This window comes from Sporosarcina gallistercoris (assembly GCF_014836415.1).
Classification (GTDB): Bacteria; Bacillota; Bacilli; order Bacillales_A; family Planococcaceae; genus Sporosarcina; species Sporosarcina gallistercoris.
Window position 1 is genome coordinate 48060 of record NZ_JACSQY010000005.1, and the last position, 21014, is coordinate 69073.

The following is a 21014-nucleotide window of genomic DNA, read 5'->3' on the forward strand; positions in this document are numbered from 1 at the left end:
ACTGAAAGGGTTTCGTTCTAGCACCTGCATGTATTATCCGCGGACTAGTTTACACCTTGCAGACTATCTATGCAAGAGTTTATAAAACGCAAGTGTCCATTTTGTGGAGAATCGGATTTACGAGTCCGTTCGACATGCTAGAATCAGATTTGCCATTTCCTCCGGCGTTTTAGTTGCATCTGTTTGTTCCATTTTCGACACGATGTTCGATTTATCTTCAGCCAAACGAATAAGTCCGTTCAGTAAGGAGGCTTCCGTGATGTCTTCTTCGTTAAGGACATGTGCAAAGCCGAGTTTATTGAAGTGTTCAGCATTTAAGATTTGGTCTCCTCTACTCTTTTCAGCAGACAAGGGTACGAGCAGCATCGGTATTCGAACAGCCAGTAATTCAAAAATGGCGTTCGAGCCTGCACGCGATAGCGCTAATTCAGAAGCTGCCATCAAGTGAGGTAATCCCTCTGTCACATATTCAAATTGGACATATCCGTCCGTTAGGTCAAGTGACTCATCTAGATTCCCTTTCCCACATAAGTGGATGACCTGAAAGTCTTCTAGAATTGTTGGCAGGTTCGCTCTCAGCGCCTCATTGAGGACAGCAGAACCTTGGCTTCCTCCCATTACGATGACAACTGGTTTGTCCTCAGACAATCCGGACATCCGTAATCCTGTCATTCGATCCCCTTCAAATAATTCCGGACGTATGATGGCCCCTGTACAGGAGGATCTCTCTGAAGGGACATATGAGAGTGTTTCTTCAAACACTGTAAAGATATGCTTTACAAAAGGAAGTGCAATCTTATTTGCAAGACCTGGAGATACGTCTGATTCGTGTGCGACCACAGGAATACGCGCAAGTTTCGCAGCGAGCACTACAGGTACTGAAACAAACCCCCCTTTTGAAAAAATGATCTCCGGCTTCAATTTCCGCAGAATCGAATATGCCTGCAAAACACCTGCGCCGACGCGGAAAGGATCTGTGAAATTTTTCATCGAAAAATAACGTCTAAGTTTACCACTATCAATAGCATGGTAGGTCACTTCTGGATGACCTGTACCGATTAAGTCCCGCTCAATTCCTTCATGCGATCCGATATAGTGAATCTCGTATCCTCTTTCTAAAAATGCAGGGATTATCGCCTCGTTAACTGAGACGTGACCCGCCGTTCCTCCACCTGTTAATACGATTACTGGCCGTTTCATAAGGGCCGTTCACCTCTTCTGTTCATTAAGTTTCAATTACGCCTCTGCGAAATTGCGTCCGGATTTTTTCGAGCTTACTCGGAAATTCCCTCATAAAAATCTGTGACATCCGCCGGAGGCATTGTCTTTGTTCAGCAGTGATTTGAACTTTTGCCGAACATGAAAAAGAAATCATTTATCTTCTCACCAATAGAGGTGGAGTTTTATACTGAACGAAGATAAAGTCATTCTCATTTGTTTCTTTTGATAGTATACCAAAATAAGCATGATACAATAAGGATTGAATCAAAAAAGGAGGGAAATCGATGGAATCTTCTCTTCCTCTGGAAAGAAAATCGTTCCGTTTCGCCAAAATTGTCATGCCGATTTTAATCACACAGGTGGCACTATACTTAGTAACATTCTTTGATATCCTTATGACGGGGAGATACGATACATACCACTTAGCGGGTGTGACAATCGGTTCATCATTTTGGGTGCCTGTCTACACCGGCCTTGCGGGAATACTGATGGCTCTTACTCCGATCATCGCGCAACATGTAGGTGCCAAACGTAATGAGCACGTCAAACCATCTGTTCAACAGGGAATCTATGTATCCATCGCTTTAGCAGCGGTCGTTTTCGGACTGATTATTCTTGTTTTCTTTCCGATTATCCGCAGCATGTCCCTTGAAGCACCTGTAAAGGTTATTGCGATCGACTATTTGAAAGGGATGAGTATCGGTCTTGCCCCATTATTCGCATATACCGTATTGCGATCGTTCTTCGATGCACTCGGTTCTACGCGAGTGTCGATGTTCATCATTCTCATTTCTGCTCCGATCAACGTCTTATTGAACTACTTATTGATCTACGGTAACTTCGGTTTCCCTGAACTTGGTGGAGCTGGTGCCGGTTATGCCTCAGGAATTACGTATTGGATTGTGTTTGCCATTGCTGGTGCTGTAGCGGTGGCTGCTAAACCCTATCAAAAATACGAGTTACTGAAACATTGGCAGCTGCCACGCTGGTCGTATTGGAAAGAAATTTTGTTCATCGGCGTGCCGATCGGCATGTCCATTTTCATCGAGACAAGCATCTTTTCAGTGGTCACATTAATGATGAGTTCTTATTCGACAGAAGTGATTTCTGCACACCAGGTCGCACTGAACTTCACGTCCTTGTTGTATATGATTCCCCTCAGTATTTCAATGGGAGCGACTATACTCGTCGGGCAATCGATTGGTGCAGGGCAGCCTGAAGATGCGAAAAAATATAGCTTACTTGGTATCAGTTTTGCAGTGGTCTTCAGTTTTCTAGGCATAGCGATATTGCTTACATTTAGAGAACCGATCGCTTCGTTATACACGACAGACCGTTCGATTATTATACTGGCATCTCAGTTTTTCATATTCGCTTCGTTATTTCAGTTATCGGACGCTGTCCAAGCCCCTATTCAAGGAGCGTTGCGCGGCTACAAGGATGTCAACACCACGTTCCTGATGGGTTTCATTTCCCTTTGGGTGATTGGACTGCCTGTCGGGTATCTATCAGCAACCTATACCGACCTAGGACCCTTTGGATATTGGGTCGGCTTAATCGCCGGGTTGACGGTTGGAGCTATAACATTAAGCATCCGACTAAAAATTGTACAGAAAAAACACGAATTGTTCGTGAGATAGAAAAACCGCCTACTCAGCGAGAATCTTTGCTGAATAGGCGGTTTTCGTTATTTTTGTATGAACTGTTGTGTCCAATAGTTACCTTTAGCATCATAACCGATGCCGATATGTGTGAATCCGGGGGTCAAGATGTTTTGACGGTGTCCCGGAGACTCCATCCAGCCTTTGACAACTTCTTCTGCACTGCGTTGACCCATAGCGATGTTTTCAGCAGCGGCACGATATGTAATGCCGTTCGCTTTCATCTGGTCAAACGGTGAGCCATATGTCGGACTCGTATGAGAGAAGTAATTTTTCGAAGCCATGTCGGCAGATTTTGCACGCGCGGTCTTCATCAATTTATCATCCATTTGAAGAGCTTTCAAACCTGCTTTTTGTCGTTCCGCATTGGTTAGCGTCAAGACCGCTTGTTCGATTTGACTCGCAGAAACTTGTCCTTGGTCAGGTGTTTGTTCTGGTTTTTCTTCAGGTACTGGATTAGTTGGAAGAGACGGTTTCTCAACTGGTGTGTCGGGCTTTTCTACTGGAGTATCCGGTTTTTCTATAGGTGCATCCGGCTTTTCCACTGGTGTGTCCGGTTTCTCTATGGGTGCATCCGGTTTTTCCATTGGTGTGTCCGGTTTCTCTACGGGTGCATCCGGCTTTTCCACTGGTGTGTCCGGTTTCTCTACGGGTACATTCGGCTTTTCCACTGGAGTATCCGGTTTCTCTACAGGTTTCTCCTGTGGCTTATCATAATGTTTCTTTAACCAAATAGCAAACCCATTATAAAAAGACTGAAGATCTCCTTTGTTGTATTGAAGCTGCGTCGGGAGCTGTTGCAAAGTCCCCTCCACTTTAAAAGTTTTTACTACTGTTTTCGTTTGGACAGCATCTAATGTAGATGCTTCTGCCTGGCTAGTGTTCGGCAATACGAGTGCCGAACCGAGTAAGATGACTGCTATCGATTTTTTCATCTTGTACGCCTCCCTTCGAAACTATCGTAAACGAAGAAGACGTAAGTAAAACTGGAACTCTTTGGAGAGATCCCCACAACCTATCTCTAAGTCTTTGAAAAAGGGTTGAAGAAAGATCTCAATGGATATCTCTGGATAAGGGATGAATTATTGGATAACAAATCGTATTGACAAAGCATTTTCAAGTGTCTATTCAACTACTCCAGTCAATATGATCAATGCCTTCACCAATCACAACAACGCGCTCAGGCATTTTTACGTATTCTGGCATCCAATTGACCATACCGTAAGCATATTGGAAGAGCATCGGATTTTTAACACCTTCGATAGGAATATATCCTTTCATCCGGTATACGGTATCTGGAAGGGCTGCCGTCCACACTTCCACGTCACTTTTCTTTACCGGATTTGAAAAAGTAATGACTTTTGACGAAAGTGGTAAGTGCTTACCAGAAATAATCGGCTGTTGAGGTTGTTTTTCAACTGCCAGCGTTTTTTCAATGAAAGAAAAATCCAGTTTACCTTGAACCGTTTGAATGATAGGTGCAGAAGTATTCAAATTGGCAAGTTCCATTGATATTGTTGCTAACTGAGACTCCGTTACCAAATCGGATTTGTTCAACGCGATGATATGGGCATGACGAATTTGCTCCAGCATCAATGAGTGTATTCTAGGTGACAGCTCTTCACGATGCACCCAACGGAGTGCATCTGCTACAGTGACAATCCCTTTCACACGAAGCCGATCGGAAAATAGTGGTGAATAGACAGCGTCCAATGCCTCCACAGGGTGTGCAGCGCCCGTTGTCTCTATCAAGATGACATCAATGTCTTCATAGTCTTCCAGGAGCGCTTGCAGTTGAGCTTCCGTCTTTTCAGACCCTGTGCAGCAAATACAGCCACTCAATAGTTCTTTTAACGGAACTTCTCCCGTTGCCGCTACAGAATCTGAGTCGACAGGGATCTCTCCGAACTCATTCATCAATACAGCCGGTTTCCTACCTGCTGTTTTTAGTTGTGAAATGGAATTTAGGAGAAGGGACGTTTTCCCACTCCCTAAGAAACCGCTATACAGGTATACATCTATCATTACATTCCATCCTTTCTAGTAGAGAAGGCGCCCAATCCGTTTGGATTGGGCGCCTTCAGCTCATTTACCGAGTTCATCGAGCACAACTTGTTTCGCTTTCAACAATTGTGGATCGTCTTTCTCGATTTTTTCGCGGAGTTTGTTCATGAGACCAATGGCCGTATCTCCTGTTAAAACACCATTTTCCTCAAGTTTAAGATCGGCTTGAAGTTTTTTCACAGCTTGTGTCATGGATTCATCGAATAGACCATCGATTTCCCCTGCGTCATAGCCAACTGCTTTCAACATTTCTTTAGCAGTTTCTGTGTTAGCTGAAACCTGTCCTTCCTTCATCTCTTCAGAAGGATCCAGGAAAGGCAGCATTGCATATGATGGATAATCGACTTTTACGTCTGGCTCAATTCCTTTCTTGTGGATCCAATTGCCATCAGGTGTTAGCCATTTCGCAGTTGTGATCTTCAAGTTGGAACCGTCTTTCATATCCAAAGGGGATTGTACGGTACCTTTACCAAATGTCTTTATGCCCACAATCGGAATGTCTGAGGATTCTTTCAAAGCACCTGCTAGGATTTCTGAGGCAGATGCACTTCCGTCATCGACAACAAGGGCAACAGGTACTTCCACTTTCCGTCCATCAGATGCTGGGTAGATGACTGCTTTCTTCCCTTTTTCCTTGGTTTGCAGGATGGTTTTTCCTTTATCCAAAAACAGATCGGAAATTTTCAGAGCCCCATCCAGTACACCACCCGGATTTTGTCGGACGTCAAGTACAAGCCCTTTCATTCCTTTGGCTTCCATTTCGTCTAACGCTGTTAGTAATTCATCGTACGTATGCTCAGAGAAAGTAGTCATTCGAATATGCGCAATTCCTCCATCGAGCATTTCTGCATACACAGTTTCTATCGGAATATCGTCACGTTTAATCTTCACTTCAAAAGGTTCAGCTTTCTCTCCACGCTTGATCGTTAACGTAACGGTTGTCCCTTTTTCACCACGGATGAGCATGACAGCTTCAGAAGAAGACATCCCCTGGATGCTTTTACCATCCACCGCCTGAATCAGATCGTTCGGCAACAAGCCTTCTTTTTCAGCAGGTGAATTTTTTATAGGAGACACCACTTTGATATAGCCGTCCGCTTCCTGGATTTCAGCACCGATGCCTTGGAAACTGGATGAAATATTTTCCATCAGATGTTCGGTCTCTTCTGTGTTCAAGTAATCTGAATACGGATCATCCAGAGAATCGACCATCCCATTGATGGCGCCATCTAATATCGCCTTTTCGTCAATATCCTCAAAATAACTTTTCTTGATTTCATCATAGGCGTCATACAACTTTTGGAATTCTTGACGATCGCTTTTTTGGGGATTCACTACTTCGACAACTTTGTCATCGCCGAATGTAAGCGCAAAAAAGGTAATTCCTGCAGTAAGTATGACTAATGTGAAAATCAGCATGACGAAGGAGAACGGTTTGATTTTAAAATATCGATTATGAGCCGGATGCTGTTCCGGTTCTGGTGGCCGGTTCTGCTCTTTTTGTTCATTTTCGTCCATTCGCGATCCCACTTTCTACTTCTATATTACGTGTATAGTCGAAAAAGGGCCGCTAACTGGCTGGCGGCCCCATTTAGATTATTCCTGAATAGCAGCTTCTAGAGCAACTTCAATCATCTCATTGAACGTTGTTTGACGTTCTTCAGAAGTTGTCGCTTCACCTGTCAGAATATGATCGCTAACTGTAAGAACTGAAAGTGCTTGACAACCATGTTTTGCAGCAAGTGTATATAGTGCAGCAGTTTCCATTTCAACAGCTAGAACTCCATAAGAAGCAAGCTTTTCATGTTCTGCATGCTCATTGTAGAAGAAGTCTTCCGTGAAGACATTTCCTACTTGAAGGTGTAAACCTTTCACTTTTCCTGCATTATACGCTTTCAGTAGCAACTCGAAGTCTGCTGTTGGAGCGTAATCCACATCGTTGAAGAATGTACGGTTAATTGGTGAATTCGTTGTAGCACTTTGAGCAAGGATGACGTCACGTACTTTCACGTCTTTTTGAATAGCTCCGCATGTTCCTACTCGAATCAGTTTCTTCACGCCGAATTCTTGCATAAGTTCAGTTGTATAGATTGAGATGGATGGAACTCCCATACCCGTTCCTTGAACAGAAATGCGTTTCCCTTTGTAAGTTCCTGTGAAACCGAACATATTACGAACTTCGTTGTATTGAACAACATCTTCCAGGAATGTTTCTGCAATATACTTCGCCCGTAGTGGATCTCCAGGAAGAAGGATCGTATCGGCGACATCGCCTTTTTTCGCATTAATATGTATACTCATCTCTACATAGCACCTCTTTTTCATTTTCTGTAACCATCATACAGTTAAACAGGCGGTATTGCAACGGTTCCACCGCCCGTTTTAAAGGAATCGGTCTTCGAAATGACGATACAATTCGTCAAACAGAACTGAAGACATTTGCGAATCGGCTTTCTCTTCAATATACCGTGACAGCGCATCGAACGAGCGTTCATACTTTGGAAAACTTTGATCGTTAAACATGGTTTCTGCAAATACAGAATAAGGATCGTTTTTTTCACCGCCGCGATACGTTAATACAAATTGATAAAAAGAGCGGTCCATCCGTGGACCCCCTTTCTTATTGGAATTGAGCTTTGTAGTCGCCCAGGCCTTCTTCTTCGAATTTCTCAATAGGTACAAATCGAAGTGCAGCTGAGTTAATGCAGTAACGAGTTCCTGCTTCGCCAGGACCATCTGGGAAGACATGTCCTAAGTGGGAATCTGCTGTTTTACTGCGTACTTCTGTTCTGCGCATTCCATGAGTTGTGTCGAAGTGCTCTGTCACTTCAGCTTTTTCAATAGGTTTTGTAAAACTCGGCCATCCGCATCCAGCATCATACTTATCTTTTGAACTGAAAAGCGGCTCTCCTGATACAATGTCCACATAGATGCCTTCTTCAAAATGACTATCGAACTCATTTCGGAATGGAGGTTCAGTACCTTGTTCTTGTGTGACATGATATTGCATTTCGGTCAATCGACTTTTCAAATCTTCTTTCATGATCACTCACTCCAATTCTCTGATTTAAAACGTTCTCTGCCAGACCCGACTGAGTAACGTTTGTAATGACCTGGATTTTTCTTATAATAATCCTGATGGCCTTCTTCTGCCAAATAAAACGGTTTAGCCGGTAAGATTTCGGTTGCAATGGACTTTGTGAATTTCCCTGACTGTTCAAGTTCCAGTTTAGATTTTTCAGCTTCGCTCTGCTGTTCAGCTGAATGATAAAAGATGGCGGTCCGGTAAGACTCTCCCCGATCGAAAAATTGTCCACCACTATCGGTGGGATCGATCTGACGCCAAAAGATATTCAATAATTCCCGATATGAAATGACTTCATCGTCAAATTCAATTTGAACCGCTTCACGGTGTCCGGTGGTTTCAGAACAGACGAGTTCATAAGATGGGTTTGGTATATCTCCCCCCGTATAGCCAGAGACCACAGAGTGCACACCATCATACTTGTCAAAAGGCTTCACCATACACCAAAAACAACCACCTGCAAACGTTGCATATTGCTTCATGACGGATATCACTCCTTATTTTTTGAGGATGGAAACTTCAAGTAAGATTTCATCCTGTTCTAGGTTGAACGATTTCGCACGGACCGATACATCTTTGGATACGGGAACTTTCGATAGGTCGATGAAGAGTTCTTCCTCTTTCGGACGTACGATCATCCAGGAAGGTAATTTCACCGAATCCCTTAAAACCTTTAAAACAGTTGCGGGTGGGATGTTTAATTGGCCGAGTTCCATGGAAGATTGTTTTAATATCAAGTTTCCATCTTCACGGACAATTGGATCAAAGTGCATAATCACAGGGAGTGTAAACGAAAAGACAGTGAGCTCAGAGTAAAGAATCACGTCATCCTTCACCTTCATTTGAACAGGAAGTTTCTCGCCTTTCATAGCTTCACGAATATATGTATTCGCGATCCCTTCAAAATCTTTTTTAGTCGTCCGGACTGTAAGAATATTGACATCCCCATCTTCAACCACTTCTGTTGAAGGTAGAGGCTCTGAAGTTCCTGTAGAACCTATTAAAAAGAGGACGCCTGCAAAGCCTGCTGCTATCAATCCTGATAATGTGAAAAACGCTATTTTCCATCGGTTCAAGCGATCATCTCCTACCTGTCCATTTCCCCTTGGAGCAATTCCTGTAAACCATATGCCTCCAAGTATTCCATATACCGTTTTTCCATCAAGGTGTATCCTTGTGCATTCGGATGAAAAAAGTCCGTATGATACACAATATTCGTATTCTCTTCAAATAAATCGGCCACTGGTATGAAATAGCTGTTTCCGTCCAACTCAATTCTCGATTCAATAACCGCATTCCAATCATCAATGATTTCCTCAAATTCTTTCACTTCATCTGTAATGAGCAGAATTGGATTGTATAAACCCGACATCACTATCGGTGCATCTGGATTGAGTGCGCGAATCGTTCCGAAAATCTCATCTAAACGCTTTTCATATCCTTCCAGCTCCTTATAAAAAGGTTTTGTTTTCAACTTGAACAAATTGGCTTTTAAGACTTTCATAATGTCATTTCCGCCAATGGTGATAAAGATCACATCCGCATCTTTAATAGATGATTGAATATCAGTCTCTTCAAGTTGTTTGGCAAGCTGATCACTTCGACGACCACGTTTTGCCAAGTTCTCCGTCTCTACGTAAGAAATCCCTTCCCATTCAGTCAGGTCTGAAGCTACCCGTTCAAAATAACCGCCCTTCTTCTCTTCATCTCCCACACCTTGTGTCAATGAATCTCCCAATCCCACAACATGTAAAGACTTCGGCAAAAAGTTAGTCGGGATTTCCCAATTCGAAAACTCGATGTCTCGTCTTTCGGCAAAAGGTTCGGCATTATTTCTGAACACCTGATCACATCCTGTCAATACCAATGAGAAGGCAAGTAAAAGTATCCATGCTCTTCTTCTCATTATAAAATTTCCTCATTTCCTTTAAAGTATCAAATCTCTAAATCACCATAAGAGTGAGAACCTCATTCGGTGTAGTACATAAAACCGATCGCGCCTGCACCCGTATGCGTACTGACAATAGGTGAGGTGAATGAAAAGCGGATATCCGCGAACCCGCTCTCTTCGATTAGACGCTTCAATGGTTCTGCCATCGCTAAACCATGTGCGTGGGAAATCCCTACACCTTTCACTATTTTCCCAGCTGTATCTTCTTTAAACGCTTCAAAAAGTTGAGCTGCAACTTGCTTATGGCTTCTCGCTTTTCCGACAGGCGTATAGACACCGTCTTGAAGGGAAGCAATCGGCTTAATGTTAAGCAATGATCCTATCATCGCCTTACCTTTTCCAATTCGTCCGCCTTTCACAAGATTATCCAACTTATCGACAACAACGTAAAGCATGGTCTTTGCCCGTATGTCGTTCAAATGCTGGACAATTTCAGCCATCTTTTTACCTTGTTGAGCTAGTTTAGCAGCTTCAATCACTTGAAAAGAAAGGGCATGTGAAATGAAACGTGAATCGATAACCGTCACAGAAGTATCTGTCATTGCAGCTGCTGCTTCCGCCGATTTCACAGTTCCACTCATTCCACCTGTCATGTGGATGGAAATCACTTCACTGCCATCTTCACCAAGTTCGTTGTACAACTCGGTAAATGCGCCAGCTGAAGGTTGGGAACTTTTTGGCAAGTCTTCAGACGCTGCCATCTTGTCGAGAAATTCTAAAGGTTGGATATCGATCTGGTCCTGATAGACATCTCCGTCAATATGGATTGTTAGTGGTACAACCTGGATTCCATATTCACTGATTTCTTCTTTTGTAAGGTCTGCTGTTGAGTCTGTTACGACTTTGATTTTGCTCATTACATTCTCTCCTCTGTCAGTGGAAACTGTGATTCTATTTTAGTATAATGTACGAAAAGGAGGCTTTTCGCCAATGGAAAGCGCGTTCGATTATAAAACCCGGAAAGAGGAACGATGGAATGCCATCACACATGGTATTGGAGTACTCTTTAGCATTCCAGCTCTCGTTTTCCTTATTATAAAAGGGGTTCAGCAAGAGAATACACTTGCACTCATCAGCTATATTATTTTTGGGGTTTCCATGATTTTGTTGTACACGATGAGTACGTTACTCCACAGTTTACCGGAAAGGTTCAAGAAACTCTTTTCAATATTTGATCACTCAGCCATCTACTTTTTAATTGCAGGTACCTATACCCCATTAGTCTTGCTTGCAATCGGCGGAGGTTTCGGCTGGACGCTTTTCGGAATCGTATGGGGATTAGCTATTTTTGGAACGCTGTTTAAAGTGTTCTTCATCCACCGGTTTGAGAAAGTTTCCCTCGTCCTGTATATCCTGATGGGATGGTTGATCATTATTGCGATTAAACCATTATACGAGACACTCACGGGAACTGGTATTGTGTTGCTCGTGGTGGGTGGTATGTTGTATACGCTTGGTGCTTTAGTGTATGCATGGCGCAGTCTTCCATACAACCATGCGATTTGGCATCTGTTCGTTTTAGCGGGCAGCGCTTCCATGTATTTCAGTGTTTTGTTCTTTGTATAGCTAAGGAAGGCAGCCATAGACGGCTGCCTTTTTCATGCGGCTGTTTCGCGTTCATAAATATGATAGGCATACGAAAGGCCATCTTCTGTGCGATGATCTTTCGATTCGGAGATGAGTTTCCACCCGATGTTGTACGGTGGGAAAAACGTATCTCCCTTATATGTACGACGGATAATTGTCGTGTAGAGCCGATCAGCGTAAGGCATTGCCATCTCAAAGATTTGTGCGCCACCAATGACCATCACTTCATCTGCATAGCTTTCTGCACGTGCGATCGCTTCTTCTAACGAATGGACAATTACGACTCCTTCAGCTTGATACTCCTTGTCACGTGTAAGTATAATGTTGAGTCGTCCGGGCAAAGGTCTACCGATCGATTCGAACGTTTTTCTGCCCATAATGATTCCTTTTCCCATCGTTTTTTCTTTGAAATATTTCAATTCTTCAGGGATATGCCACGGCATTTTGTTGTCTGCTCCAATGACACGGTTCTCATCATGTGCTGCTAATAATGAAATCATAGTGCCCCTCCTTTAGTTAAACAGCTATCGGTGCCTTGATTTTAGGATGTGGATTGTAATTCGTCAGGACGATGTCAGATGTTGTCAAATCGAATATGGACTTGCCTTCCACATTGACACTAATTGTCGGTAATTCCCTAGGTTCCCTGCTCAATTGCTCTTTCACTTGATTCACGTGATTCGAATAGATATGAGCATCTCCTAATGTATGGATGAATTCCCCTGGAATCAGTCCCGTTTCAAGAGCGATTAAATGAATCAGCAATGCATAAGATGCAATATTGAAAGGTACACCAATGAAAATATCCGCACTTCGCTGATACAGCTGGCATGACAGTTTACCATCAGCTACATAAAATTGGAACAGCGCGTGGCATGGTGGGAGAGCCATGTCTTCGATTTCGGAAGGATTCCATGCCGACACGATATGTCTCCTCGAATCAGGATTGTTTTTCAACCCTTCGATCAACTGAGCGATTTGATCAACCGGCTTTTGACCTGCTTCCACTGGTCCCGTCCCCCAGCTACGCCATTGTTTTCCGTAAACGGGGCCAAGGTCTCCGTAAGTTTCAGCAAATGCCGGTTCTTCTAGGATCCGTTTTTTGAAAGATTCCATTTCAACTTCATACTGCGCACGGAATTGTTCGTCCACCGGGGCACGTCTGCCGAAGTCCGTCATATCGGGTCCAGTATACTCTTCACTCTTGACCCATTTTTCAAACGCCCATTCATCCCATATCGGGTTTTTTTCTTCCACCAATGTACGGACGTTTGTATCCCCTTTTAAAAACCATAAAAGCTCTGATACGATCAGGCGGAACGCGGTCTTTTTTGTAGTCATTAAAGGGAATCCTTTCTGGAGATCGTAACGCATCTGATAACCGAACACACTCAAAGTGCCAGTTCCTGTACGATCCCCTTTTTGAATTCCTGTGTCCAATACGTGCTGGCAAAGATCTAAATATTGTTTCATGGTACAGCCCTCCTGTTACTCTCTAGTCTTACTATACCAAGTGAAGGTTACCTATTACAAATTCCAAGAAGTCAACAAAAAACCACCAAACCAGCTGTCAGGACAGCCACTTCGGTGGTGTGTTTTTTGACCAGTAGACATCTCCTAACGTGTGGTGTGTCTGGTAATCGTCTTCAGGCAGATGATAATGGAAGTTAAAGAAGTATCCATCTTGAGGACGTTTCTCAGTTCTCACATGGAAAAGAAGCAAATTTTTATCAGCTTCCACATCTTTTATATTAAAGATTTTTTCCGCGGTGCCGCCAGATGGGTGTTCTGAAATGGCTAACTTACGATTCATCTGCACGTGTTCTCCAATTTTTTCACGAATCACCTGCTCGATTTGAGGGAAAATCACTTCGTCGAATTCATTTTCAATAACCGGACCGATCTTTGAACCGAACTTTGTGAAGGCAAGTGTATGTGCACCAATAACAAGGTCCTCTTCAGTAAGGTAGTCTTCAGAAGATACAGGTCTGTTAAAATACGGATCATCGAAATGAACAGCATACTTCGAGGAATGCTGAGGATGTTCAGTTTCTTTTACATCTTCCTTCTCATGGAGGGTCGACCAGATTTCGTGAGAAGGAGAAATGACACCAAATGTCACAAATGCGACTGAAATGATCATCAGTTGCTGTAGCCATTTTTTCATAACTATCACCTACAAGTATATATTTTAAAACAACCGCTTTCTGAACAGTACGAAAAATAACCGAAAAGGTTCCCTCTTTTCTAATTTCATTGTACAATAAACTTTAGAGTACGTGTATGTTTTTTTAAGGAGGTTACTCAGATGGATTTTCAATTAATCGCCGGAATCGGCATGCTAGTATTCGTCCTATACTTAAGCTCACTCAATTTCACGCATTGATCCACAAAACGCCAACCGGTTTCTTTCGAGACCGATTGGCGTTTCATTTTTCTATATATCCGAAATGGAACTTCGTATTCGGCCTATTAATTCGTGTAAAACCAAACCGTTCAAACACCGCATCACTAAAATGCGCTTTCACCACGACTCGTTTTCCAGCAACACGGATCGCCTCGGACACCCATTCCTCCGTCAGACTCCCTTGCACTCCCGCTTGCTTCAGTGGTGCAAAGCTAGTTGACTCAGAGATCGTTTGTGAGAACATAGGATCCAAATAGACTACATCCCATGACTGATCCGGTAATCTGGACAAGACTGTCATTGCTGAGTCCTGGATGACAGAAATTCTTCGCATGGAATCTTGCAGTTCTTGGAACTTAGGTTCGAATTGCGCTAATCCTGCCGCGGTAATGAACGCGACATCCCGATCCGCTTCAATCCCCTTAACTTCACCTGAAACTCCAACCGCAAATGATGCCACTATACTATCTGTCGCTAAACCTAGCGTACAATCTAAAAAAGAGTTTCCTGGAGTAAGCTGACCCGCTTCGACGAGTGGATCCGTTTCCCCTTTCATCAACCGCTTCAACCGAAATGCAGCTGTATCAGGATGAAAGAAGAAAGGTTCACACATGGACCGTCTATATAATTCGTAACGCTCCTTGCCTGCTATCAGGACATCACTCTCATAAGTCGCCATAAGAGCTGCCACTGAACGTTTGTTGCGCGGTATCACTTCATAGCCGAGTGCTTGTTGCACAGCAGATGCACGGGCTTGGGATAACTCATCCGGTCGTCCCGCTGTCGAAATCACTACACTGTTCACAATGCAGTGACTTGGTTAAGGGCACCTGTCAAATGGTCTCTTACTTGCTCCATTTCAAATCCTTCGATCTGCTCACGAGGTATGAAGTAGGCCAGCTCACCATTTTTTACAATTGCGATGGATGGTGAACTTGGAGGTACCTCCGGAAAATAATTCCTCATTTGGGCAGTTGCTTCCTTTTCCTGTCCGGCAAATACAGTGAATAAATGGTCGGGTTGCTGTTCCGCTTGGCTCAAAGCTTCACGTACGGCAGGTCTGGCAAGTCCGGCTGCACATCCGCAAACCGAATTGATGACAACTAAAGCGGTTCCTTTATGTTCCTCCATCGCAGACGTCACATCTTCTACTGTAAGCAGTTCTGTAAATCCGCTAGCAACCAACTCTTGACGCATTGGTTGAACAATGCCTTGCATGTATTCTTCATAAGCGTTCATAGTAAATAACCTCCTTCAAAATCTGTGGTGTTTTAGTCAATCCACCGTACAATCTATTCTACATGGAAACCACACGAATGAAAACGAACGGCATCTGAAACCAGAAACGCATCAAGCTGTGATACACTACATACAGACTTTACACGCAAGGAGAATTTTCATGGATATTAAACATCAACAACTTAACGCTTATTATTACAACCGCTTCACTCAAAGGAATTTTGATGAAAAAGATGTGCTCGGATTTTTAACCATAGCAGGCAACAATCCTCAATTTGAAGTGTTGTTTGCGTTAAAGGAACTCGTAACGTCTCGGGATTCAAACGCTGACTCTGTCAATGCTTATTTCGATCGTGCGCATGATGTCATTAGCCGTCTCGGTTCAGGCGGTCCAAAGGAAAAAATCGAACTCCTTTATACGTTCAAGGAAATTCGAAATGGCCTCAACCACTATTTCACAGAGAACGGATTCGATAAGTTGGAAATCGGTGCAATCAGTGATTTGCTGCTCTGTTTCATTTCACTACTGCAAGGGATAAAGATCCAAACTGGAAAAAACCGGCGGACAGTCGGTAACTTATGTTTCGGAGCGTCTCATAAGGAACTCCTGCTAATGGGGACTATTAAAACTATGGTTCGCGGACGATCCGTTCCCGTCACTTTCCCGATACTTGCTGTTAAAAACGAGTATGAAAACGTACAGAAGCAGGATGATGCGGACAGTCCTTACCTTTTCGAAACAACGATTGCGGAAATCGTCTCAAACGAAGGCAAGCTCATTGTCACATTTCCGGAAATCCCATCCGAATTATAAAAGATAGTGCCTGCTGATGGAGATTCAGCAGGCACTATCTTTTTAGGTAACCGTTGGTTGTTCGGCACTTAGAGCCGCAAATCCTATTTATTTCACAGGATGGGGTACTACAAGTCTTCCCACTTCATCTGTAATCTTTCACTTTTTAGTGCTTCGCAATTCCGTCATCTGCTTCCAAATGGAACCTTTCGCATCTTCCCCACCTTCAATACGTTCAATTGCCATCTGGATTTGCAATTTCACTTCAAACTCGGGATCTTCAGCTGCTTGATGAAGTGCAGGCAACGATTCTTCTGTTCCTGTTTCATACAAAAACATTGCTGCACGCCAGCGTACAAGTTTGTTTTTGTCCTTCAACAATTCCCTCGCCGCAGGTTCAAATTCAGGGAAACCCAAATCGCTCATACAATCTCCAGCAGTCCGGCGTACAGCCCAGCTTTTATCGTGTAATGCTTTCTCGATATAGGGTACAACCTCAACCGATTCAATCATCCCTAAGTAAACAGCAGCAAGCCGTCTGATCGACATCTTTTCATCCGATAATGCACGATTGAGTAATGGTAAATCTTCTATTGTTGGATCCGCCATCTGGTCGAGTAATCGGAAGCGCGTCTCCCACTCTTTCGTTTCGAAGTCAGCTAACGAAACCTTTTTGCGTTCAAGGCTACCTTCCGCAGTCCCTCGGAGGGAGTTGTTGACAATTGCAGCCAAACGTTCTTCAGGATAAGCAGCTTCAACTTCTTTTACAATAGTCTCCCCGATTTCTTCCTTATTGCCATACCGGATGCCATAGTCCGCCCATTTGCGTAGCAGGATATAATTTTCGACTTCAGCGCTATGTACATTCTCCATAGCTGTTATGAACCGTTCACTTAACGCAAACCGCTGTTCACTATCGCTATCGAATACTTTGACTTGAAGTGGGATCTCCTTATAGGTTTGAACATGTACATAGACTTCACCGAAATGTTCAGCCGCAACGGACTCAACTTCAGTCTGCTCGGAAATCCCTTCGATGAAAACCTGTCGAACCTCCGATAGGATCGTTTCCCATTGGACGTTACCTGCACGTTCGATCGCCATGAAATTCATGACGTGATAAATCCCTTTGATTCCCTTTATTTGTAACAGCTGAGCAACAGGTTCAGGTGCAGATGCCGCATCTTCTTTTTTATAATTATGGGATTCCAACATCGGAAGCTCCGTATCAAGCACAATCTTCATTGAATTCGGGCTTGGTGTCGGTTCGATCGAGATAATATTCATCACTTGGTACCTCCTTTAATTTTCCGTCAATTCTTCCAATACCGTCCATCTCTCAATTAAGTATTCATATCTTTCATTCAATGCAGCCAGTTTCTTCGTCAGATCATTCAGCTTATCATAATCCGCGCCACACGTACTCATTTCCATTTCCGTCGTACTGATAGCTTGTTCGGTTTCTTCGATTTCTTTTTCAATGGTTTCCCATTCACGTTTTTCTTTATAAGTAAGTTTCTTTTTACCAGATGATTCTTTTACCTTTTCAGCAGGTTTCTCTTCCGTCGCAACCGGTTCAGAGACCGGTTTGTGGGTTTCTTTGAATCGGGCGCTCTCTAAATAATCCGTATAAGACATGAACACGGTATCGATATTCCCCTTCCCGTCCAACACCCAAAGTTTTGTCGACGTCCGGTCCAAGAAGAACCTGTCGTGGGAAATCGTCAAAACGACTCCTGGGAAAGTATCTATGAACGTCTCAAGAACGGATAACGTTTCCAAGTCCAAGTCATTTGTCGGCTCATCCAGCAGCAGGACATTCGGTTGTTCCATAAGCAATTTCAGTAAGTATAAGCGCTTGCGCTCGCCTCCTGAAAGTTTGCCGATAGGTGTCCCGTGAGCAGATGCAGGAAATAAGAAGCGTTCCAGCATTTGCGAAGCAGAAATCCGGTTGCCTTCCCCATCTTCGATATCATTGGAAGTTTCCCGGATGTATTCGATAATACGCTTGTTTTCTTTCATTTCCGGTAGATGCTGTTTGAAATAAGCGATTTTAACTGTCGTCCCTCTTTCGATGATTCCTTCGTCAGGCTCCAATATTCCGTCAAACATATTGACTAACGTAGTTTTTCCAGCACCGTTTGGACCGACAATGGCAATACGATCACCTGATTGCAGAAGCGCAGAAAACTGACGGATGATGGTTTTGCCGTTAAATGATTTGGAAATGTCTTTCGCTTCGAGTACTTTTTTACCTAAACGTGAAGTTTTCAGCCCAGCGTCCATCTCTTCTTTTGCAGATCCGCTCTTCACTTGCTGTTCCAGTTCTTCAAATCGACCAATCCGTGCTTTTTGTTTGGTGGATCGCGCCTTAGCACCACGTCGGATCCATTTCAGTTCGGAGCGGTAGCGGTTTTTCAGCTTATCCTCAGTTGCGGCAGTCATTTCCTCTCTAAGCGCTTTCGCCTCGATATAATCCCCATAGTTGCCTTTATGGGCATACAGTGTCTTATCGGCGAGTTCGAAAATTGAAGTTGAAACTGCATCCAGGAAATACCGATCGTGAGTGACGAATAATACTGAACCCGACAAATTTCTGATGAAGTCTTGCAGCCATGTAATCGAGGCGACATCCAGATGGTTAGTTGGTTCATCTAGCAGCAAGAGATCCGCTGGTTCAATGAGGGTTTTGGCAAGCATTACTCGTTTTCGTTGTCCGCCGGAGAGTTCGTCCATTTTCTTGTCGTATGTTTCTATTCCGAGTTTCGATAGAATCGTTCTTGCTTGTGTATTAATATCCCATGCATTTTGCTCGTCCATCTGTGTTTGATAGGTAGCAAAACGCGCTTGGTTTTCTTCTGAGTCAGGATTTTCAGTGAGCGCTTGTAATGCATGCTCATAATTCAAATTCAACTGGATAATGGCCGCATCGCTTTGAAATACAGCTTCCATCACGGTCAAGGTTGGATCTACATTAGGATCCTGCGGCAGATATGCGATTCGATAATTATTCGGATGGTCTTTGGAAATCGTATCTGCGTCTTCTGTTCCAGCTACGATTGACAGTAACGTCGACTTTCCTGTTCCGTTTATGCCAAGTAGTCCAGTTTTTTCCCCTGAAGTTATGGTGAACTCGATTGAGTGAAACAAAGTTTTCTCGCCAACCGTTTTTGTGAGATTTTCAATAATCATTTGACTCATGACAACACTTCCATTCTTTAACCTACTGTTTTCATAATACCTTATCTTCCTCCTTATTTGTAGGGAAAGCCTCACCATGCAAGGGTTACGAATTATCCAGTAAGGGGAATAGTAAGTGGTGGAGAACAGATTCGATCGCATGTTATCTGAAAATAATTACGCGAACCAATTCAACCTATTCAAATAAACATAAAAGTCAAGGAAATCAGCATTATAAGACTTATTTTATTTTAGAATATATTATTTTCAGACTACCACTAGAAGTGGTACTATATTCTTCATAGATAAAAGGAGGATTTATCATGTCACAGCTGTCAAAACAAGAAATCGTTGAAAGCGTACCGCAAAAAGGCTTCTTCGGTCACCCTAAAGGTCTGTTCTCGTTATTCTTCACTGAATTTTGGGAGCGCTTTTCCTACTATGGGATGCGGGCAATTCTCGTCTTCTATATGTACTACGAGGTATCTAAAGGCGGTCTCGGTATCGATCAAGGCACCGCACTTGCGATTGTTTCCTTATATGGTTCACTCGTTTATATGTCAGGTGTCATCGGCGGCTGGTTAGCGGACCGAGTGCTCGGTACAGCGCGTGCTGTCTTTGTGGGCGGAATTTTCATAATGCTCGGGCATATTGTTCTTTCACTTCCTGGGAATCTTGGAATGCTCTTCTTCTCAATGGCGTTGATCGTCATCGGTACAGGTTTACTGAAGCCGAACGTATCAAGCATGGTTGGAGATATTTATCCTGTTGGTGACAATCGACAAGATGCCGGATTCAGTATCTTCTATATGGGGATCAACCTCGGTAGCTTCATTGCACCACTTACTGCTGGAACACTTGGTACAGAATACAACTTCCATTTAGGATTTGGAGTTGCCGCTGTTGGTATGTTCCTCGGTTTGGTTATGTTTGTCGTTACAAAGAAAAAGAATTTAGGTCTCGCAGGAACGTATGTTGCAAACCCACTATCGCCTGCTGAGAAAAAGAAAACGATCAAAATTGTCGGAATTGCAGTTATTATATTAGCAATTCTCGTCGCAATTGCAATTCCGACTGGATATTTGACTTTGAATTCTTTCACAGCTTTAGTTGGTATTCTTGGTTTTGCCATTCCAGCTGCGTATTTCATCGTCATGTACCGCAGTCCTAAAACAACACGTGACGAAAAATCTCGTGTACTAGCTTACATTCCACTGTTTTTAGCAGCTGTTATGTTCTGGTCGATTGCAGAGCAAGGTTCTACGATTTTAGCGTTGTATGCAGACAAAAGAACGAATTTGGATTTCTTAGGAATTCACATTTCTCCTGCATGGTTCCAGTCATTGAATCCATTATTCATCATCATTTTTGCGCCAGTATTTGCATGGCTATGGGTGAAGCTCGGTGATCGTCAACCATCTATCCCGCACAAGTTCTCACTCGGATTGCTGTTTGCCGGTATTTCTTTTATCGTCATCTTGCTTCCAGGTGTTTTGAGCGGTACGGATGCATTGGTAAGTCCAATTTGGTTGGCGTTAAGTATCTTCACGCTCGTACTCGGGGAACTGTGTATTTCTCCAGTCGGCTTGTCCGCAACAACCAAACTTGCGCCAGCTGCGTTTACCGCACAGACGATGAGCCTTTGGTTCTTGTCGAATGCGGCAGCGCAGGCATTGAATGCACAGCTTGTTAAACTATATTCCGCTGACACTGAAATGCTCTATTTCGGGATTATCGGAGGAGTAGCAATCGTGCTTTCAATTATTGTGTTCTTCATTTCCCCTATCATTTCACGATATATGAAGGGTGTTCATTAAAAAAACAGC

22 protein-coding genes are annotated in these 21014 nt (G+C 43.3%); 4 read left to right on the forward strand and 18 right to left on the reverse strand.

The genetic code is table 11. From position 1 onward, the window contains the following. Positions 1 to 117: 117 nt before the first annotated feature. Positions 118 to 1200 (reverse strand): undecaprenyldiphospho-muramoylpentapeptide beta-N-acetylglucosaminyltransferase, encoded by a 1083-nt coding sequence (locus H9659_RS08235; protein ID WP_191689469.1) that lies wholly within the window; start codon positions 1198 to 1200, stop codon positions 118 to 120. 305 nt (positions 1201 to 1505) lie between these two features. On the opposite strand from H9659_RS08235, the gene H9659_RS08240 reads away from it, so the two are divergent. Then, positions 1506 to 2861, forward strand: a complete 1356-nt coding sequence (locus tag H9659_RS08240; protein WP_191689470.1) for an MATE family efflux transporter — start codon at positions 1506 to 1508, stop codon at positions 2859 to 2861. 47 nt (positions 2862 to 2908) lie between these two features. On the opposite strand, the gene H9659_RS15655 is transcribed toward H9659_RS08240, so the two are convergent. From H9659_RS15655 to H9659_RS08290, 10 genes are all read right to left on the reverse strand, one after another. Then, on the reverse strand, positions 2909 to 3817 hold the full coding sequence (locus H9659_RS15655; protein WP_318240709.1) for a CAP domain-containing protein: 909 nt from the start codon (positions 3815 to 3817) through the stop codon (positions 2909 to 2911). A gap of 193 nt (positions 3818 to 4010) precedes the next feature. After that, positions 4011 to 4907, reverse strand: a complete 897-nt coding sequence (locus H9659_RS08250) for a CobW family GTP-binding protein (protein ID WP_191689471.1) — start codon at positions 4905 to 4907, stop codon at positions 4011 to 4013. A gap of 60 nt (positions 4908 to 4967) precedes the next feature. Continuing rightward, positions 4968 to 6464 (reverse strand): lmo1851 family serine protease, encoded by a 1497-nt coding sequence (locus H9659_RS08255; RefSeq protein ID WP_191689472.1) that lies wholly within the window; start codon positions 6462 to 6464, stop codon positions 4968 to 4970. A gap of 78 nt (positions 6465 to 6542) precedes the next feature. Beyond that, entirely contained in the window at positions 6543 to 7247 is a 705-nt protein-coding gene (gene deoD / locus H9659_RS08260; protein ID WP_191689473.1) for a purine-nucleoside phosphorylase, read from the reverse strand. An 81-nt stretch (positions 7248 to 7328) separates the two neighbouring features. Then, entirely contained in the window at positions 7329 to 7550 is a 222-nt protein-coding gene (locus H9659_RS08265) for a YozE family protein (RefSeq protein ID WP_191689474.1), read from the reverse strand. 16 nt (positions 7551 to 7566) lie between these two features. Then, positions 7567 to 7989, reverse strand: a complete 423-nt coding sequence (gene msrB, locus H9659_RS08270; RefSeq protein ID WP_191689475.1) for a peptide-methionine (R)-S-oxide reductase MsrB — start codon at positions 7987 to 7989, stop codon at positions 7567 to 7569. Positions 7990 to 7991: 2 nt separating this feature from the next. Then, entirely contained in the window at positions 7992 to 8513 is a 522-nt protein-coding gene (gene msrA / locus H9659_RS08275; RefSeq protein ID WP_191689476.1) for a peptide-methionine (S)-S-oxide reductase MsrA, read from the reverse strand. Between the two features lie 15 nt (positions 8514 to 8528). Further along, a complete protein-coding gene (locus H9659_RS08280; protein WP_191689477.1) occupies positions 8529 to 9107 on the reverse strand; it encodes a YpmS family protein in 579 nt (192 codons plus the stop codon). Positions 9108 to 9118: 11 nt separating this feature from the next. Further along, positions 9119 to 9937 carry an SGNH/GDSL hydrolase family protein gene (locus tag H9659_RS08285; protein WP_191689478.1) on the reverse strand — a complete coding sequence of 273 codons (819 nt, stop codon included), beginning with the start codon at positions 9935 to 9937 and terminating at the stop codon, positions 9119 to 9121. Between the two features lie 62 nt (positions 9938 to 9999). Then, entirely contained in the window at positions 10000 to 10839 is an 840-nt protein-coding gene (locus H9659_RS08290; RefSeq protein ID WP_191689479.1) for a DegV family protein, read from the reverse strand. Positions 10840 to 10912: 73 nt separating this feature from the next. On the opposite strand from H9659_RS08290, the gene trhA reads away from it, so the two are divergent. Beyond that, positions 10913 to 11548 (forward strand): PAQR family membrane homeostasis protein TrhA, encoded by a 636-nt coding sequence (gene trhA, locus H9659_RS08295; protein WP_191689480.1) that lies wholly within the window; start codon positions 10913 to 10915, stop codon positions 11546 to 11548. A 32-nt stretch (positions 11549 to 11580) separates the two neighbouring features. On the opposite strand, the gene H9659_RS08300 is transcribed toward trhA, so the two are convergent. The 5 genes from H9659_RS08300 to H9659_RS08320 all read right to left on the reverse strand — a co-directional run bounded on the left by H9659_RS08300 (position 11581) and on the right by H9659_RS08320 (position 15215). Beyond that, entirely contained in the window at positions 11581 to 12069 is a 489-nt protein-coding gene (locus H9659_RS08300; RefSeq protein WP_191689481.1) for a dihydrofolate reductase, read from the reverse strand. Between the two features lie 16 nt (positions 12070 to 12085). Further along, positions 12086 to 13042 (reverse strand): thymidylate synthase, encoded by a 957-nt coding sequence (locus tag H9659_RS08305; RefSeq protein ID WP_191689482.1) that lies wholly within the window; start codon positions 13040 to 13042, stop codon positions 12086 to 12088. A gap of 97 nt (positions 13043 to 13139) precedes the next feature. Beyond that, a complete protein-coding gene (locus tag H9659_RS08310; RefSeq protein ID WP_191689483.1) occupies positions 13140 to 13736 on the reverse strand; it encodes a YpjP family protein in 597 nt (198 codons plus the stop codon). Positions 13737 to 13998: 262 nt separating this feature from the next. Beyond that, on the reverse strand, positions 13999 to 14781 hold the full coding sequence (locus H9659_RS08315; RefSeq protein ID WP_191689484.1) for a class I SAM-dependent methyltransferase: 783 nt from the start codon (positions 14779 to 14781) through the stop codon (positions 13999 to 14001). Next, complete coding sequence (locus H9659_RS08320) at positions 14778 to 15215, reverse strand: BrxA/BrxB family bacilliredoxin (protein ID WP_191689485.1); 438 nt, start codon at positions 15213 to 15215, stop codon at positions 14778 to 14780. Before H9659_RS08320 ends, H9659_RS08315 begins: the two co-directional genes overlap by 4 nt. A 160-nt stretch (positions 15216 to 15375) precedes the next feature. Between H9659_RS08320 and H9659_RS08325 the strand changes: the two genes are divergently transcribed. After that, complete coding sequence (locus H9659_RS08325; RefSeq protein WP_191689486.1) at positions 15376 to 16029, forward strand: hypothetical protein; 654 nt, start codon at positions 15376 to 15378, stop codon at positions 16027 to 16029. 138 nt (positions 16030 to 16167) lie between these two features. Here H9659_RS08325 and H9659_RS08330 read toward each other — a convergent pair whose 3' ends face one another. Further along, positions 16168 to 17295 (reverse strand): virulence factor, encoded by a 1128-nt coding sequence (locus tag H9659_RS08330; protein ID WP_191689629.1) that lies wholly within the window; start codon positions 17293 to 17295, stop codon positions 16168 to 16170. 15 nt (positions 17296 to 17310) lie between these two features. Further along, a complete protein-coding gene (locus tag H9659_RS08335) occupies positions 17311 to 19209 on the reverse strand; it encodes an ABC-F family ATP-binding cassette domain-containing protein (RefSeq protein WP_191689487.1) in 1899 nt (632 codons plus the stop codon). A gap of 302 nt (positions 19210 to 19511) precedes the next feature. Between H9659_RS08335 and H9659_RS08340 the strand changes: the two genes are divergently transcribed. Continuing rightward, positions 19512 to 21005 carry a peptide MFS transporter gene (locus H9659_RS08340; protein ID WP_191689488.1) on the forward strand — a complete coding sequence of 498 codons (1494 nt, stop codon included), beginning with the start codon at positions 19512 to 19514 and terminating at the stop codon, positions 21003 to 21005. Positions 21006 to 21014 lie beyond the last annotated feature (9 nt).

What these genes read in the sequence shown, in the direction of transcription:
- H9659_RS08235 (WP_191689469.1), bottom strand. Translation starts at nt 1,200, where the DNA reads ATGAAACGGCCAGTAATCGTATTAACAGGTGGAGGAACGGCGGGTCAC.
- H9659_RS08265 (WP_191689474.1), bottom strand. Translation starts at nt 7,550, where the DNA reads ATGGACCGCTCTTTTTATCAATTTGTATTAACGTATCGCGGCGGTGAA.
- H9659_RS08300 (WP_191689481.1), bottom strand. Translation starts at nt 12,069, where the DNA reads ATGATTTCATTATTAGCAGCACATGATGAGAACCGTGTCATTGGAGCA.
- H9659_RS08240 (WP_191689470.1), top strand. Translation starts at nt 1,506, where the DNA reads ATGGAATCTTCTCTTCCTCTGGAAAGAAAATCGTTCCGTTTCGCCAAA.
- H9659_RS08335 (WP_191689487.1), bottom strand. Translation starts at nt 19,209, where the DNA reads ATGAGTCAAATGATTATTGAAAATCTCACAAAAACGGTTGGCGAGAAA.
- msrA (WP_191689476.1), bottom strand. Translation starts at nt 8,513, where the DNA reads ATGAAGCAATATGCAACGTTTGCAGGTGGTTGTTTTTGGTGTATGGTG.
- trhA (WP_191689480.1), top strand. Translation starts at nt 10,913, where the DNA reads ATGGAAAGCGCGTTCGATTATAAAACCCGGAAAGAGGAACGATGGAAT.
- H9659_RS08310 (WP_191689483.1), bottom strand. Translation starts at nt 13,736, where the DNA reads ATGAAAAAATGGCTACAGCAACTGATGATCATTTCAGTCGCATTTGTG.
- H9659_RS08330 (WP_191689629.1), bottom strand. Translation starts at nt 17,295, where the DNA reads ATGAATATTATCTCGATCGAACCGACACCAAGCCCGAATTCAATGAAG.
- deoD (WP_191689473.1), bottom strand. Translation starts at nt 7,247, where the DNA reads ATGAGTATACATATTAATGCGAAAAAAGGCGATGTCGCCGATACGATC.
- H9659_RS08320 (WP_191689485.1), bottom strand. Translation starts at nt 15,215, where the DNA reads ATGAACGCTTATGAAGAATACATGCAAGGCATTGTTCAACCAATGCGT.
- H9659_RS08305 (WP_191689482.1), bottom strand. Translation starts at nt 13,042, where the DNA reads ATGAAACAATATTTAGATCTTTGCCAGCACGTATTGGACACAGGAATT.
- msrB (WP_191689475.1), bottom strand. Translation starts at nt 7,989, where the DNA reads ATGAAAGAAGATTTGAAAAGTCGATTGACCGAAATGCAATATCATGTC.
- H9659_RS08255 (WP_191689472.1), bottom strand. Translation starts at nt 6,464, where the DNA reads ATGGACGAAAATGAACAAAAAGAGCAGAACCGGCCACCAGAACCGGAA.
- H9659_RS08340 (WP_191689488.1), top strand. Translation starts at nt 19,512, where the DNA reads ATGTCACAGCTGTCAAAACAAGAAATCGTTGAAAGCGTACCGCAAAAA.
- H9659_RS08290 (WP_191689479.1), bottom strand. Translation starts at nt 10,839, where the DNA reads ATGAGCAAAATCAAAGTCGTAACAGACTCAACAGCAGACCTTACAAAA.
- H9659_RS15655 (WP_318240709.1), bottom strand. Translation starts at nt 3,817, where the DNA reads ATGAAAAAATCGATAGCAGTCATCTTACTCGGTTCGGCACTCGTATTG.
- H9659_RS08325 (WP_191689486.1), top strand. Translation starts at nt 15,376, where the DNA reads ATGGATATTAAACATCAACAACTTAACGCTTATTATTACAACCGCTTC.
- H9659_RS08250 (WP_191689471.1), bottom strand. Translation starts at nt 4,907, where the DNA reads ATGATAGATGTATACCTGTATAGCGGTTTCTTAGGGAGTGGGAAAACG.
- H9659_RS08285 (WP_191689478.1), bottom strand. Translation starts at nt 9,937, where the DNA reads ATGAGAAGAAGAGCATGGATACTTTTACTTGCCTTCTCATTGGTATTG.